The organism is Paenibacillus sp. Y568, from assembly GCF_059445545.1.
The window spans coordinates 270,911-286,312 of record NZ_JCAIUM010000001.1; the positions used below are offsets into that span (position 1 = coordinate 270,911).

12 protein-coding genes and 1 other annotated feature are annotated in these 15,402 nt (G+C 39.2%); of the genes, 1 reads left to right on the forward strand and 11 read right to left on the reverse strand.

What is annotated here, in order from left to right; genetic code table 11:
• Positions 1–7 precede the first annotated feature (7 nt).
• Positions 8–1,597: a family 10 glycosylhydrolase gene (locus tag AC1D7X_RS01380; protein ID WP_495474507.1), complete on the reverse strand. Its 1,590-nt coding sequence runs from the start codon at positions 1,595–1,597 to the stop codon at positions 8–10.
• An 88-nt stretch (positions 1,598–1,685) separates the two neighbouring features.
• On the reverse strand, positions 1,686–2,111 hold the full coding sequence (gene mntR, locus AC1D7X_RS01385; RefSeq protein ID WP_495454404.1) for a transcriptional regulator MntR: 426 nt from the start codon (positions 2,109–2,111) through the stop codon (positions 1,686–1,688).
• Positions 2,112–2,346: 235 nt separating this feature from the next.
• Between mntR and splB the strand changes: the two genes are divergently transcribed.
• The gene (gene splB / locus AC1D7X_RS01390; RefSeq protein WP_495474508.1) at positions 2,347–3,423 is read left to right on the forward strand and encodes a spore photoproduct lyase; all 1,077 of its coding nucleotides are present in this window, start codon (positions 2,347–2,349) and stop codon (positions 3,421–3,423) included.
• On the opposite strand, the gene AC1D7X_RS01395 is transcribed toward splB, so the two are convergent.
• The 9 genes from AC1D7X_RS01395 to pflB form a co-directional block, all read right to left on the reverse strand.
• The gene (locus AC1D7X_RS01395) at positions 3,420–4,130 is read right to left on the reverse strand and encodes a cytochrome c biogenesis CcdA family protein (protein ID WP_495474509.1); all 711 of its coding nucleotides are present in this window, start codon (positions 4,128–4,130) and stop codon (positions 3,420–3,422) included. The genes splB and AC1D7X_RS01395 overlap by 4 nt on opposite strands.
• An 11-nt stretch (positions 4,131–4,141) precedes the next feature.
• On the reverse strand, positions 4,142–4,951 hold the full coding sequence (locus tag AC1D7X_RS01400; RefSeq protein WP_495454401.1) for a metal ABC transporter permease: 810 nt from the start codon (positions 4,949–4,951) through the stop codon (positions 4,142–4,144).
• A gap of 27 nt (positions 4,952–4,978) precedes the next feature.
• Complete coding sequence (locus AC1D7X_RS01405) at positions 4,979–5,737, reverse strand: metal ABC transporter ATP-binding protein (RefSeq protein WP_495454400.1); 759 nt, start codon at positions 5,735–5,737, stop codon at positions 4,979–4,981.
• A 33-nt stretch (positions 5,738–5,770) separates the two neighbouring features.
• A complete protein-coding gene (locus AC1D7X_RS01410; RefSeq protein ID WP_495454739.1) occupies positions 5,771–6,751 on the reverse strand; it encodes a metal ABC transporter solute-binding protein, Zn/Mn family in 981 nt (326 codons plus the stop codon).
• A 127-nt stretch (positions 6,752–6,878) separates the two neighbouring features.
• Complete coding sequence (gene metG, locus AC1D7X_RS01415; RefSeq protein WP_495474510.1) at positions 6,879–8,846, reverse strand: methionine--tRNA ligase; 1,968 nt, start codon at positions 8,844–8,846, stop codon at positions 6,879–6,881.
• 75 nt (positions 8,847–8,921) lie between these two features.
• Positions 8,922–9,189: a binding site (T-box leader), on the reverse strand.
• Positions 9,190–9,273: 84 nt separating this feature from the next.
• Positions 9,274–9,507 (reverse strand): membrane protein insertion efficiency factor YidD, encoded by a 234-nt coding sequence (gene yidD, locus AC1D7X_RS01420; RefSeq protein WP_495454738.1) that lies wholly within the window; start codon positions 9,505–9,507, stop codon positions 9,274–9,276.
• 224 nt (positions 9,508–9,731) lie between these two features.
• The gene (locus tag AC1D7X_RS01425; RefSeq protein WP_495474511.1) at positions 9,732–11,849 is read right to left on the reverse strand and encodes a copper amine oxidase N-terminal domain-containing protein; all 2,118 of its coding nucleotides are present in this window, start codon (positions 11,847–11,849) and stop codon (positions 9,732–9,734) included.
• Between the two features lie 277 nt (positions 11,850–12,126).
• Positions 12,127–12,867 (reverse strand): pyruvate formate-lyase-activating protein, encoded by a 741-nt coding sequence (pflA, locus tag AC1D7X_RS01430; RefSeq protein ID WP_495454397.1) that lies wholly within the window; start codon positions 12,865–12,867, stop codon positions 12,127–12,129.
• Between the two features lie 60 nt (positions 12,868–12,927).
• Positions 12,928–15,189: a formate C-acetyltransferase gene (pflB, locus tag AC1D7X_RS01435; protein WP_495454396.1), complete on the reverse strand. Its 2,262-nt coding sequence runs from the start codon at positions 15,187–15,189 to the stop codon at positions 12,928–12,930.
• Positions 15,190–15,402 lie beyond the last annotated feature (213 nt).

A 15,402-nucleotide genomic window follows, 5' to 3' on the forward strand; every position in this document is an offset into this window, starting at 1 on the left:
TTTTCATTTACTGATTATAATAAGAGGTCAATGCCGGAATTAAACCAAGTGGATTCTTTAATATATCTTTTGCACTGAAAAAGATACTACCTCCCACAGTAGGTTGAATAGCATTGTATTTCAATTGATCTATTATTTCTTGTGCGCTCTGCCACCCAATCTCTGGGGAACCGAGTTTATAGGGTGCATGACCAATATAAAGATCTACATCTGTTCCTTTCACTTCATCAGACCACCAATCCACCAAAGTGTCATACTTCACATTGGAATTAGAAAGGCTCCAATAAATTTGAGGAGCTACATAGTCAACCCATCCATTCTCAATCCAAGTCCGTACATCCGCATAATAGTTATCGTAAGAAGTAATCCCTGCTTTGGTGTCTGAGCCCGTAATATCTGAAGCCTTATTACGCCACACTCCAAATGGACTCACTCCAAATGAAACCTCTGGTTTAGCACCATGAATCTCTCCATCTAGTTGTTGTATAAATTGATTCACATTATCACGACGCCAATTATCCCTCGTCAATATTTTCTTGGAATTATAGGTTTTGTATGTGCTGTCATCCTTAAACGTAACCCCTGTTGGGTAAAAATAGTCATCGAGATGAACACCATCAATATTATAATTCGTTACAACTTCCATGATCGCGTCGATCACATGCTCACGTGCAGCTGGAATGCCCGGGTTAATAATTAGCTGGCTCCCAGTATTTACAATCCAATCCGGATGTTCTATTGCTACATGATTACTTGCTAATTTGGTTGTTACTGTATCTGTGTTCGCTCGAAATGGATTAAACCAAGCATGGAATACCATTCCTCTTTCATGTGCCTCATCTATCATATATTGAAGAGGGTCATATCCCGGATCTTTACCTTGAGTTCCTGTTAGTGTTTTCGACCATGGAACTAATGTGGAAGGATATAACGCATCACCCGATGGACGTACTTGAACGAATACTGCATTCAATCCGATAGCCTGCAAACGATCTAGTAATTGGCTATACTCTACTTTTTGTTTCTCAACTTTTCCATAGGATGCTGTTGAAGGCCAATCTAGATTGTAGATAGTAGAAATCCATGCTCCTCGAAGCAAAGATTGATCTGTTTCGTTATCTGTACCTTGATCAGGTATGTTACCTGGCACTGTCGTACCACTAAGTAGTGTTACAGTCTGCTGTGTCTGATTCCAATTCACCTGTAATCCTAGTGACTCTCCCACGAAACGCAGAGGTACCATGATACGATTATTCTTAGTTTGTACAGAAGCATCTAGTGATACTGTGGAACCATTCACTTCTGCTGTTGTATTACCACTCATCAGTTTAATTGTTGCGGCATTACTCTCGATAATGACCGTCTTATTGCTCTGTGACCATGCAACAGATGCTCCCAATCCTTCACTAATAACACGCAAAGGAACTAGGGTTACATTCACTTTGGGCAACACATAAGGAGGTGTGTCACTTGTGAGTTCAACCCCATCTAACATAATGCTTATACTTTTGGTTGTCTTCGCTTGAGCTGTAAGGCTTGTTATCGGTAACATAAGAATAAGGATAAGAGCCATGGTGATCCATCTACTAAACTTCATTTCTATTTCCCTCCATTCATAGATGACAACTTATGACAAAACACAATAAAAAAAGCACCTGTCGCTGATTGAGGTACAGATGCGATGTTTACGAATCACTAACCAATTCCGTGTGAATATCACGTAATTCTTGAAGACGCTTTTCGTCCCGACGAAAATATTCTACGAGCGTCTCAATCTGTGTTATGGAGTCCCAACTTAAGTGGTGTTCAATACCCTCAACATCTTTATATATATTTTCATGTTGAACGCCGATAAGTGTTAAAAACTGTTCCAAGAGTTGATGACGATCTACAAGACGCTTTCCTATTTTTTTCCCTTTTGTTGTTAGAATAAGGCCACGATATTTCTCGTAAATGAGATATTCATCTTTGTCTAATTTTTGAATCATCTTGGTTACGGATGAAGGATGCACCTCTAATCCTTCGGCAATATCCGAAACACGCGCATAACCTTTCTCATCGATCAGCTTATAGATGCGCTCTAAGTAATCCTCCATACTTGGCGTTGGCATCTTCTTCCCTCTTTTCTCTTCACAGATTATTAAGTCTAGTTATCGTACCTAGCTTGACAATCCATCTCTAATAACAAATTTCTTACTCCGATTACCCTGCTTATGTAATGATACATGTTTCGCAAGACACTTGGCAAGTCCTATTGAAGGTTGACAACTCGGAGCCTAATATTTACTCGTTTATAACGATTAACTTTGACATAGACTATCCTTTACAATAAAGGAGGAATGATTTATGGGATCTGGATTAAAGGAACGTCCAAAGAAAGTGAAAGTTCCTCAACCAACAAAGCCATTTATACCAGACCTTGTTTATTTTGAACCAGATTCGCTGAATTATCCAAAAGGTGAGGCCATCATGAAGTGGGTTAAGGAGCAGAATATTCCTTATCGGATGACAACATCACACAATCGTATCACGAATTTCCCTGGAGACAACGATACACAGAAATATAAAAATGCAAAACGAACACTTGTCGTAGGTATCCGCAAAACACTTAAATTTGATCAGTCTAAACCTTCTGCTGAATATGCTATTCCTATATCTACAGGATGTATGGGGCATTGCCATTATTGTTATTTACAAACAACACTTGGTGCGAAACCCTATATTCGAGTTTATGTCAATACTAATGATATTCTCACGGCTGCTAAACAATATATAGACGAAAGAGCTCCTGAAATCACCCGATTCGAAGCTGCTTGTACATCGGATCCTGTTGGTCTCGAGCATATTACGGGGTCTCTCGCCGAATTAATTACGTTTATGGCTGATGAAGAATTAGGCCGGCTTCGATTTGTGACCAAGTTTCATCATGTCGATTCATTGCTTCCATTACGTCATAACGGGCATACACGCATTCGGTTTAGTATTAATTCTGATTATGTTATTCGTCAATTCGAACCAGCCACATCGCACTTCCATGAACGAATTGAAGCCGCAGGTAAAATTGCACATGCTGGATATCCGTTAGGCTTCATTATTGCCCCCATTATATGGTATGAAGGTTGGCAAGAAGGCTATGCCGATTTATTAAAACGACTTGGAGAAACACTTCCTAAAGACGCAACCGAAGATCTAACCTTTGAATTGATCCAACATCGTTTCACCAAGACAGCTAAAACAATTATCGAACAACGTTATCCCAAATCCAAACTTGAAATGGATATCGAAAAACGCAAATCAAAATGGGGTAAATGGGGACAATATAAGTATGTATATCCTGACGAACAGCAACATGCCCTAAGGGAGTTCATTACAGAACGCATATTTGAGTATTTCCCAAAAGCAAAAATCGAATATTTCACTTAGAATTTTAACCATTCAGGCGTGATTTGTTGAAGCCAAATGGTAATTCGAAACATCTGGTCTGTAAATAACAGAATTCCCATTAATAACATCAATGCCCCACCAATCTTCATCATGGCATTTGAATATTTCAGGATCCATTTCGTTGAGCCTATAAAAAAAGCAAGAATAAAAAATGGAATTGCAAACCCCACGGTATACGCAGTAATTAAAGCTAACCATGTTCCTGGTTCACTTACAGCCATTGCAATAATTGCTGCAAGTATCGGTCCTACACAAGGAGACCATCCTGCGGAGAAGCCTATACCGAATATGAAAGAACCTATGTAACCTGCTGGCTTAAATTTCAAATCCATTTTACGTTCTTTTAACAAAAACTTCGGTTGGAAAATACCTAATAAAAAAAGGCCCATTAGAATGATCAAAACCGCTGATAATTGTCTGATGAGCCCTCTATAATCGGAGAAGAATTGACCAAAAAAGCCGGCCCCTAATCCAAGGGAATAAAATACACATGAGAACCCAAGAATAAAGGCTAATGTATGTGTGAGAGTCCGGAATCGGACCTCTTTTTTGTTCTGTTCGGTCTTCAGTTGATGCACTGACATCCCTGTAATATAAGAGATATAAGAAGGATAAAGAGGTAGGCAACATGGTGAAATAAATGAAGCTAATCCTGCCATAAGGGCTAGGGTTATATTAATTTCCAAGCTCACACCTCCTAATTAGGTAGACCCTTTTTTCCGATCATCGTTATAATTAACATCGCTATCAACAATAGTACGATCGTCGCCCCCGGAGCTAGATTCCATATTCCAGCCACCATCAATCCAATAACAACCGCTGTTTCCGCAAAGACAACAGACAATATAACAGAAGTCTTAAAACTACGTGCAAGTAGTAAACTAATTGCCACTGGAATAGTTAATAAAGCCGATACCAGTAAAGCCCCTACAATTTTGATAGCCGTACTAACCACCAACGCAGTAAGAAGAGTAATTAGCATGTTCAGCAACTTAACAGGTAATCCACTTACACTCGCAGCATCTTCTTCGAAACTTAGTAGAAAGAACTCTTTGAAGAAAAAGGTTACTACAAGTACCACAATCACAGTAACGCCACCTACAACATACAAATCCGTTGTGTCCAATGTATAGATGCTACCGAACAAATAGCTCATCACATCTGTATTGTACCCCATTCCTAGCGTAAAAAAGAGCGAGGCTAAGGCCACGCCACCAGACATAATAATCGCAATGGATAGCTCTGCATAGCTTTTATAGGCTTTTCGCAACTTCTCAATCGCGAATGATGCAAGTATGGCAAACACCAAGCCTGCTCCTAATGGATATACATTAATAAGAAACCCTAGCGCTACCCCAGCAATCGTGACATGGGCAATAGTATCTCCGATCATGGACAGCCTACGTAGAACAAGAAATACGCCAATAAGAGGAGCGGTAATTCCAATAAGTATTCCCCCGACAAGCGCTCGTTGAAAAAAATCACTTAACAATATTTCGAATGGCAATAATAACGTCTCCTTAATCTAATTCCATCAAGTAAAAGATAATGAATGTTCTAAATTACGTTCATTACAATTTTGTAAGTCATGAGAATGTCTAACAAAAAAATTAATATTACCATTCTTATGTTTAGGTGTTGTACCTAAGTACCCTTCAATCATATCCAGATCATGTGATACCATTAAAAAAGTCATATCATGGTGTGCATGCATATGAGTAATAAGTTCAAAAAAACTGGCTTGTGTCTGAGCATCGATCCCTACGGTAGGCTCATCCAACACAAGTAAGTCAGGATGGTTTATGAGAGCACGAGCTAGAAATACACGTTGCTGTTGTCCCCCAGAGAGTTCTCCTACACGTTTACTCGCAATATCTTGAATACGCATTACTTCTAATGCATCATCACACTGTTGGTGCATGGCACGACTCACTCGGCGAAAGAGTGATTTATTATTGTACATTCCCGAGAGGACTACTTCACGTACCGTTGCTGGAAAGAGCGGATTGAAATTATTTTTTTGAGGAACGTAACCAATTCTCTCCCAATCTTTAAACTTTTCAATGGGTTGACCGAATAGATTGATACTTCCTTTTTCCGTAGGCAGTAAACCCACAATCATTTTCATTAAGGTTGACTTGCCGGCTCCATTAGATCCAATGATGCCAACAAAATCGCGTTCTTTCACGACAAAATTGACGTCTGATAATACTTTCTGATTTCTATATGAGAAAGATACGTTATCAATTTCAATAATATGCTGATGACAATCTTGGGCCGCCAGTGACTGCATAAGTACTCCGCCCTTCTAAATTAAATTATACCTTTATTCTAAGGCTAACTTTAAATTTTGTAAATTTTTCTCCATTAAAGTAAAGTAATTGTCTTTGTTCTTTTCCTGTTCCTTGGTCAAGCCCTCAATGGGATTAAGAACCATCGTCTTTATCTTAGCTTCACCAGCTAACGTCTTCGCTAATCGATCTGAGACCAATTCTTCAAAAAAGATATATTTAATACCCTCTTCTTTTACAAGCTTCGCTAACTCAATCAGGTCCTGTGCACGCGGCTCTGCATCAGGAGATAACCCCATAATAGAATGCTGAGTAAGACCATAATCACGTGTTAAGTAACCAAAAGCTTGATGAGAGACGACAATTTCTTTATTGGGCATCTTCGCAAGCTCCGATTCAAATTTAGAATCCAATTCCACCAATTTATCATTTAAATCTTGAGATCTTTGTTCATACTGACTTTGATGGGTTGGATCAACCTCGATGAAGCTATTCTTGATATTCTCAGCCATTATAATGGCTGATTTAGGGCTTACCCAAGTATGTGGATCAATATGATGTTGGTCAGAATCTGTCTTCGTACTAGCTTCTTCACCCTCATGTTCATGATCAGTATCGGATTCAATGAGGTTCACACCTTTACTTACTTCCACAGCTTTAACTTCACTATCTTTATCAAGAGCCTTTAAGAAGCCAGGAGCCCATCCTTCTAATCCGGCACCATTATACATAAATAACTGAGCCTTCGACGTATTTACAATTTCTTGACTTCTCGGCGTCCAATCATGAGGCTCTACACCAACCGGAAGAAGATTTACCACATGGGCATTATCTCCACCAATGAATTGAGCAAATTCATAGATAGGGTAGAATGTGGTCACCACATTTACTTTGCCTTCCTCCATGCCTCCATTTGATGTTTTACCACAACCGGTTATCATCAAAATTAAGATCAAACCTACAATGAAGGGTGTCATTCTATAGTTCATTTTCTTCAAGTTACTATTCAACTCCATTTGTTTAATCGTAATGATTACCATTGAATTATAGAATAGGCGCGATTCAATTGTCAACCAAAGCTTTCCCAAATAAAACGGTATCCTCATTAGAGGATACCGTTCGTGTATTCTAGAAGCAGCCGTTTTATTTCACAATAGCACCATTAGGCATATTGTCTGGAACAGTCGCTAATGTTAATTGGTCTCCATGAGAAGCAGCAAGTATCATCCCTTGTGATAATTCGCCACGCAACTTCACGGGTTTCAAATTTATAACACATATCACTTTACGTCCTACTAATTCCTCAGGAGTGTAAAATTTAGCAATACCTGAAACTACCTGTCGTTGCTCAAATCCTAGATCCAATTGAAGTTTTAGTAACTTATCAGCCTTCTTAACTGGTTCTGCTGAAATGACCTGAGCGACACGAAGCTCAACTTTAGCAAAATCTTCTATCCCAATTTCTTCACAATGTTCGATAGGTTCTTGATCGCTTGCTTGTTGAACAGCTGCTTCTGCCGCTTTCACTCCACCTGACATTGCCTCAGCAATATAAGCAACTTCTTGCTCCACATCGAGACGAGGGAATATTGGGTCCCCCTTCACTAACTTCGTTCCGCTAGGAAATAATCCGAATGTCTTACCACTATCCCAAGCCGTAAGCTCTCCTTGTTGTAAGCCTAGTTGCTCCCATATTTTAAGAGGAGCTTGAGTTAAGAAAGGTTGTAAGAGAATCGATGCAATCCGTAGGCTTTCAACAAGATGTGTCATGACTGACGCAAGTTCATTGACTTTAGATTCATCTTTGGCAAGAACCCAAGGTTGAGTCTCATCAATATATTTGTTACAACGACTTACGAATTGTCCAATGACAGTCAAGGCAACCGAGAACTCCATGTTTTCCATAGATTCTTCCACTTTTTGATAAGTTGCTACTGCAGCTTCTTCCACTGCTTGGTCATATGGTGTTACTCCAGCTTGATATGCTGGAACAATTCCGTCGAAATATTTATCTACCATAGCCACTGTACGATTCAACAAATTCCCTAGATCATTGGCCAGATCCGAATTCACACGTTCTACGAAGCTCTCAGGAGTGAATGTTCCGTCTGCACCAAAGGGTACTTCACGAAGTAAGTAGTAACGAAGAGAGTCCAACCCATAGCGACTAATCAACGTGACAGGATCTACGACATTCCCTTTCGATTTGGACATTTTACCATCTTTCATTAGTAACCATCCATGTGCAAATACTTTCGTAGGCAACGGTAAATCTAATGCCATCAACATAATCGGCCAATAAATCGTATGGAACCGTACAATCTCTTTACTCATTAAGTGAACATCCGCTGGCCAATACTTGTCGAATAATTCCGTATTATCTGAGCCATATCCTAGAGCTGTAATGTAGTTGAGCAGTGCATCAATCCATACATAGATGACATGTTTAGGATCACTTTTAACTTTAATTCCCCATTCATACGTCGTACGAGACACAGCCAAATCTTCAAGACCTGGCTTAATGAAGTTGTTGATCATCTCATTCTTACGAGACACAGGCTGAATAAAGTCAGGATGATCTTCGTAATGCTTCAATAGACGATCAACATACTTACTCATCCGGAAGAAATAACTCTCTTCTTTCACGCGTTCTACAGGTCTGCCACAGTCAGGACAATTTCCATTTACAAGTTGACGTTCTAAGAAAAAGGATTCATCAGGTGTACAGTACCAACCTTCATATTCACCTTTGTAAATATCACCTTGTTGTAGTAAACGTTCAAATACATCCTGTACGACCTTTTTATGTCGTTCTTCTGTTGTACGAATGAAATCATCATTGGAGATATCTAGCGTCCCCCATAATTCCTTGATTCCAGCTACGATATCGTCAACAAATTGTTGAGGTGTCTTGCCTGCTTCTGCCGCTTTACGTTCAATCTTCTGTCCGTGTTCATCTGTTCCCGTCAAATAGCGAACATCGTACCCACGAAGCTTCTTATATCGAACCAATGCATCCCCCGCTACTGTTGTATACGCATGCCCGATATGTAGCTTGTCACTTGGATAATATATCGGAGTTGTTAAATAAAATGTTTTCTTCTCAGTCATTTGTCATCATCCTTTCACATTATAGTTAGAGCGTCTGATCTTATTGACCAAAAAACACAAAAAACTCCCATCCCAATATGGGACGAGAGTTATCTCACGTGTTACCACCCAAATTCCTTACACCCTCACAGGTGAAAGGCTCCATCAGTTCCTAATAAACCAGAACTGTCCATTAACGCTGGCACACGTTGTCCCCTTACGAAGAATAACCCGTAGGTTTCCTTCAAGCTCGAAAACAATTCCTCCCGGACCATATTCTGAGATATCCATTAGACCGGTTTACAGCTACCCCGGCTCTCTGTACTAAACGATATTCTCATACTCATCCGTTCCTCGGAAATCAACATATATTGTTTAATATACTTAAGACCGTAGCTATTTGTCAAGTCAACCGATTACCCACTCTTGATAACATCCTGATCCCTAGTCATTCCTTTCGTGGAGGCACTAGATCGACTCCTCCGGCATGGAAGGGTTGACATTTAGCTATTCTTCTTACAGCAAGCCAAGTCCCCTTAGCGGCACCATGGACCTCTATAGCTTCAAGGGCATAGGCAGAGCAGGTAGGATAGAATCGGCAAGTTGGTGGTGTTAATGGTGAAATGACTTTACGATAAAATATAATTGGTCCTTTCATTACCATACGTGGTAATTTCCTCATCACAATTCACCATTCATCCATTTAATTATCCGTTCAGTGGATAGCATTACGCCATCCTCCTAGTGTTACATGAAGCACAACAATTGCTTATTCAGGATTCCTACTATTAATAATGCAACAGAATGACAACTTCGTCAATTATGCACCGATTTCTTAAACAATAAAAAAGAACCTCACATATTCGTGAGATTCTCTATTTAGAAAAATATGAATGTATAAGTGCTTTATTTACGTTCAGGCATTGGTGTAAAAATAAAGTTTACAGGTAAGTTACTACCTGGTGCTGCTGTGAACCAAATCTCAACCTTTTGTTCATAATTACCTGTGCGGTAAATTACACTTGTATCATTTGGTGTAGAGAGAGAACCGGCAATACCACTTCCATCAGGTACAGCTACAATCTCACCATTCACTAGGACCATACCAGAATATTCTCCTCCACGCGGATTAAACGTGATGAGTGTATTAGCAGCGACACGATTCATACTAATCTTATACATCACTCCGAAATTACCAAGATTGGATTCAGGTAGACCTGTCATACCATCTACACCGATAAGATTAGCATCTCCTCTGTTATCACCCAAAGAGATCCGCTGAGGTGATGTACCCACAACTTCATTATATTCAATCAGACGTGTCGCATCAGGATACGTTCCACGATTGTGAACACCATCTCTTCCTATATCTTGTAGATACGGAAGACTTGTAAGAGCATCTTGGTTAGCATCAATCATAATAACTGTATATTCTACAGGTAAATTATTAAACACATCTGCCAATAAAGAAATAACCTGTGTAGGCTTCATCTTCAACTCGTTCAATTCGTTAAAGATAACCTTACTCTCACCTGGGGCAAGTGAAACGTCCTCTCTATCGGAATAGTTCTGCATTGATTGGAAGTAACGTTCTACAGACAACTTACCTACTAAAGTTGCATATATATTGGGTCCCGCAAATCCAGAGTCCTGAATATTGATGTTCACAGATTCTGTATTCTTATTGGTAGCAATTACATACATTCTTACATCTTTATCTAATGCATTTACATGATGGACCATAAAACGAGCGGAACCTACAGCAGTCTCACGATAAACCACACCTTCAGAATAGACTGTTTCTGGGCTATTACTGCGTATTAGCATACTAGGTTCTGAAGTCATACTATATGGAACTTGAGCCATACCCGGAACTAAAGAACCATCGAATCTGTATTGGCTACCGATAGGTGCAAATAACTTATTGAAGTCCGTTTCATTGTACAATGTTTCTCCAGTAATCGTAATCATTTTTTCAACAATATCCACTGCCCCTCGACCATCCGTTACTTTCAGTTGAATTGTCACTGGACCTGGTTTAAAAAATGCTAGTTGATTATTCATCCACTCGCGTTTCACAATGTTATTCTCATCATCTGTACTTAGATCTGTAATGGTAACTAATTCACCCATTTTATATTCTTGCTTATCTGTAGTGAACACAGCTACTGGCGGCAAGTTTGGCGCCTTCACTTCAATCGTTAACGAATAGGGATCACTCCAATTGCCACTGCTATCAAGAACAGAATACGTTACTACGTGTGATCCAGCCTCTTGGAATATCTCTTGATTCCCTTCCCATCGTTCTTCAATAACGGGTAGACCCGTTGGGGAATAAGAATACGTTTGATAAGTAACTGTTGTTTCTCCTGCAACGATCTCTTTCTGTGGAACCGTAAATGAAGCAACTGGTTTAGTAGAAAGATTAAGTACTACTCTTTTTTGTACAGCATCATAGGTATATGGAATGTTAAGGGCTTGTGTAATCGATGTCACAGGAACCATAAATATATTATTCTGCTGGAAAGATGCTCCCTTCATCACTTTCGGTACACCATTGACTGTATATTTATTACTGTTGAGCTTGAAGCGTAATTCATTGCTACCACTTATAATAATAGTTTCTTTAGTCTTAGCATCATATGTAAGTTTTAGGCCCACACGATCAACCATTGAGCGAACCGCCACATAGGAAACACCTTGTTTCACCATCATAGGTTGACTCGCTGTATATAACTTACCGTTCTGATACATTTTGTTACTGTTCATCATCAAAATCAAATCACTTGATTTAATGGATTCTGTAGGTATATCAGTTTCATCCACAATCGGTGTGATGATCTCGTTGCCACTACTTCCGTACACATCTTCCGTTACAACCGGACTCGTTACTACCGCATTCGTTTCTGTCGCATTCGTTTCTACTGCTTCAGAATTATCTGCACTTGCTGTATTCATCCATGCGGTCTGAGATAATGTAAATACTGCCAATAAAGCTAACACTGTTATTTTCTTAAAATTCATTCGTAAGCTCCTCTATCTCCTAATTTCTCAACTCTCTTATCTTACAGTTAATAGACGCAAATAAACATAAAAAGTTGCTTCTCCAGAAAAAAAACCCCCTCTTATAAATAATGATTAAATTTTGGGTTGTTATCCAATACAATTTTTCCCAATGAAATAGCTGCTCAAGGATTAAACACCTTGAACCACTAATTTTTGGGGGAACCACTATTATATTGAATGAAAAATGGACTGCCTCATCAGTAGATTAGCCTACATCTGAGACAGCCCATTAAAATTATTTAACTATAATAGATTGCTTGCGTCCCTCTTCAATAAGTCGATAGGCTCGCTGTACTTCTTCTTCGGAAGGAGATGAAACACCCTCTAGTGGATAATCAATTCCAAGCTCTTTCCATTTGTAGATACCCATCTGATGATAAGGTAAAATCTCAAATTTCTCTACACCTTGTAAGGTGCCAATAAACTGACCTAACCGGACAAGATCTTCTTCTTCGTTATGAATACCTGGTACATATACATGTCGGATCCACATCTTGTGACCGTGTTCTGATAACCATTCTGCCGTTTTTAGCGTTCGTTCATTACTCTTCGCAGTTAGTTTAATATGTTTCTCATCATCAATGTGTTTGATATCTAACAATACCAAGTCTGTAACATCCAATAGATCTCTAATTTTATCTGCATCATTGAAGCCGTTGCTATCTAATGTGGTATGAAGATTCCAGCGACTCTTGACTTCCTTAAATAGTTCCGCAACAAATCGAGCTTGTAAACTAGGCTCGCCTCCTGAAACCGTAAGTCCGCCTCCTGAAGAACGATAATAGTTAATATATGGCTCAATCTCTGACAGTACATCTTCTACTGTCATTTCTTTGCCCTCATTCAGTCCCCATGTATCGGGATTATGACAGTATTGGCACCGCATTAGGCAACCCTGCATGAATAGGACAAAGCGGATTCCTGGTCCATCTACTGTTCCGAAGGTCTCCATAGAGTGTACATGTCCTTTAATCATATGAAGTCACCCTTTCCGCATCCGCTGTCTTAAAAGTATAGTAATATTTACCCGTTTCCGTTACATCGAACCATGGAATGTACGATTGATAACATCCAATTGTTGTTCACGAGATAATTTAATGAAGTTAACTGCATATCCAGATACACGAATCGTCAACTGTGGATATTCTTCTGGATGTTCCATCGCATCAATCAACTGTTCACGATTAAAGACGTTGACATTAAGATGATGAGCACCACTACCAAAGTATCCATCCATCATGGAAACAAGATTAGATTTACGAGTTTCTTCTTCTTTACCCAATGCTTTAGGTACGATTGAGAATGTATTAGAAATTCCATCCAAGCTATCTTCATATGGAAGTTTAGCAACAGAACTTAATGAAGCCAAAGCACCCTTCTTGTCACGTCCGTGCATTGGGTTAGCCCCTGGTGCAAACGGCTCGCCTGCTTTACGTCCATCAGGTGTAGTACCTGTTTTCTTACCATATACGACGTTAGAAGTAATCGTCAAGATAGATTGTGTAGGTAACGCATTACGATACGCTTTATTCTGACGGATCATTCCCATGAATGTTTCAACCAATTCAATAGCAATGTTATCTACGCGATCATCATTGTTACCATAACAAGGATATTCACCTTCAATGATAAAGTCAACAGCGATTCCTTGTTCGTTACGAATCGGTTTAACAGTAGCATATTTAATTGCACTAAGTGAGTCAGCTGCTACAGATAGACCGGCAATTCCGCAAGCCATAGTCCGAAGAATATCACGGTCATGTAGAGCCATTTCAATTCTTTCATAAGCATATTTATCATGCATGTAATGGATGACGTTCAAAGAGTTCATATAAAGTTTAGACAACCATTTCATCATAGGTTTGAAACGTTTCAGCACTTCATCGTAGTTCAGAACTTCCCCTGTAACAGCTGGGTATTCTGGTCCAACTTGTGCTCCTGATTTCTCATCTACCCCACCATTGATTGCATACAACAAACATTTAGCAAGGTTGGCACGAGCACCAAAGAATTGCATTTGTTTACCAATTTTCATAGCAGATACACAACAAGCTATGCCATAATCATCACCGTAGATTGGACGCATAAGATCGTCATTCTCATACTGAATTGCACTAGTCTCAATTGATACTTTCGAACAATATTTCTTGAATGCTTCTGGAAGTTGCTCTGACCACAATACAGTTAAGTTAGGTTCAGGAGCTGCTCCAAGGTTATATAGCGTATGAAGGAAACGGAAGCTACTCTTTGTTACGCGAGTCTGACCATTAACGGACATACCTCCGATGGATTCTGTAACCCATGTAGGATCTCCACTAAACAATTCATTATAGTCAGGTGTACGTAGGAATTTAACCATACGCAATTTCATAACGAAATGATCGACCATTTCTTGTGCTTGTTCTTCTGTCAAAGTACCTTCAGCTATATCACGTTGTACATATATGTCAAGGAATGAAGATACGCGTCCAAGGGACATCGCAGCACCATTTTGTTCTTTAATTGCAGCTAGGTAACCAAAATATACCCATTGGAATGCTTCTTTAGCTGTTTTCGCAGGTTCAGAAATATCGAAGCCATGCATATCAGCCATTTTCTTAAGTTCAGCTAGAGCACGAATTTGTTCTGAAAGTTCTTCACGAAGGCGAATAACATCTTCGTCAATAACATCTACTTCCATTTCATTCAATTCGTTCTTCTTATCTTTAATTAGGAAGTTAATACCATAGAGTGCTACACGACGATAATCACCAATGATACGACCACGACCGTATGCATCAGGTAGTCCTGTAATAATACCCGCTTTACGAGCAGCTCTCATGTCTGAAGTATAGGCATCAAAAACACCTTGGTTATGCGTTTTACGAATATCAGTAAATGTTTTAATAACATCTTCGGATAATTTAAATCCATATGCTTCACAAGCGTCAATCATCATCCGAATGCCGCCTTGTGGTTGAATGGAACGTTTAAAAGGTGCATCTGTTTGCACACCCACAATTTGTTCTTTGTCTTTATCTAGATATCCTGGATTATGAGAAACAATTGTAGCAGGTGTATTAACATCTACATCTAACACGCCACCGTTATCTCTTTCTTGCTTCGTTAAGTCTGATACGATTTTCCATAAATCGGTTGTGTTCTGTGTAGGACCAACTAGGAAAGCTTCATCGCCTAGGTAAGGAGTAATGTTGTTGATAATAAAGTCATTAACATTAACCTTCTTAGACCATTTACCTTTCTTGAACTCTCTCCAACCAGACTGTACTTCTTTCATTTCTTTTTCTGTAACCGACATTTAAAATCCCTCCATCTATATATTTTTATTTTATTTAGAGAAGTGAGCTTGAAGGTTATCTCAAATCTCTTGGATCCTAGAATAAATTCGACATTGTAACTTTTTTCACATTTATTATCGCGTCGTTGCCACATGAAACGAAATCCCTGTATCTACTATTACCCTAGGAACTCTATCCATAACCAATTATACTTCAAATCTTGGAAAATAACT

Coding starts and splice junctions, on each gene's coding strand:
- AC1D7X_RS01410 (WP_495454739.1), bottom strand. CDS start 6,751: ATGGAGTTGAATAGTAACTTGAAGAAAATGAACTATAGAATGACACCC.
- yidD (WP_495454738.1), bottom strand. CDS start 9,507: ATGAGGAAATTACCACGTATGGTAATGAAAGGACCAATTATATTTTAT.
- AC1D7X_RS01405 (WP_495454400.1), bottom strand. CDS start 5,737: ATGCAGTCACTGGCGGCCCAAGATTGTCATCAGCATATTATTGAAATT.
- AC1D7X_RS01380 (WP_495474507.1), bottom strand. CDS start 1,597: ATGAAGTTTAGTAGATGGATCACCATGGCTCTTATCCTTATTCTTATG.
- mntR (WP_495454404.1), bottom strand. CDS start 2,111: ATGCCAACGCCAAGTATGGAGGATTACTTAGAGCGCATCTATAAGCTG.
- splB (WP_495474508.1), top strand. CDS start 2,347: ATGGGATCTGGATTAAAGGAACGTCCAAAGAAAGTGAAAGTTCCTCAA.
- metG (WP_495474510.1), bottom strand. CDS start 8,846: ATGACTGAGAAGAAAACATTTTATTTAACAACTCCGATATATTATCCA.
- pflB (WP_495454396.1), bottom strand. CDS start 15,189: ATGTCGGTTACAGAAAAAGAAATGAAAGAAGTACAGTCTGGTTGGAGA.
- AC1D7X_RS01425 (WP_495474511.1), bottom strand. CDS start 11,849: ATGAATTTTAAGAAAATAACAGTGTTAGCTTTATTGGCAGTATTTACA.
- pflA (WP_495454397.1), bottom strand. CDS start 12,867: ATGATTAAAGGACATGTACACTCTATGGAGACCTTCGGAACAGTAGAT.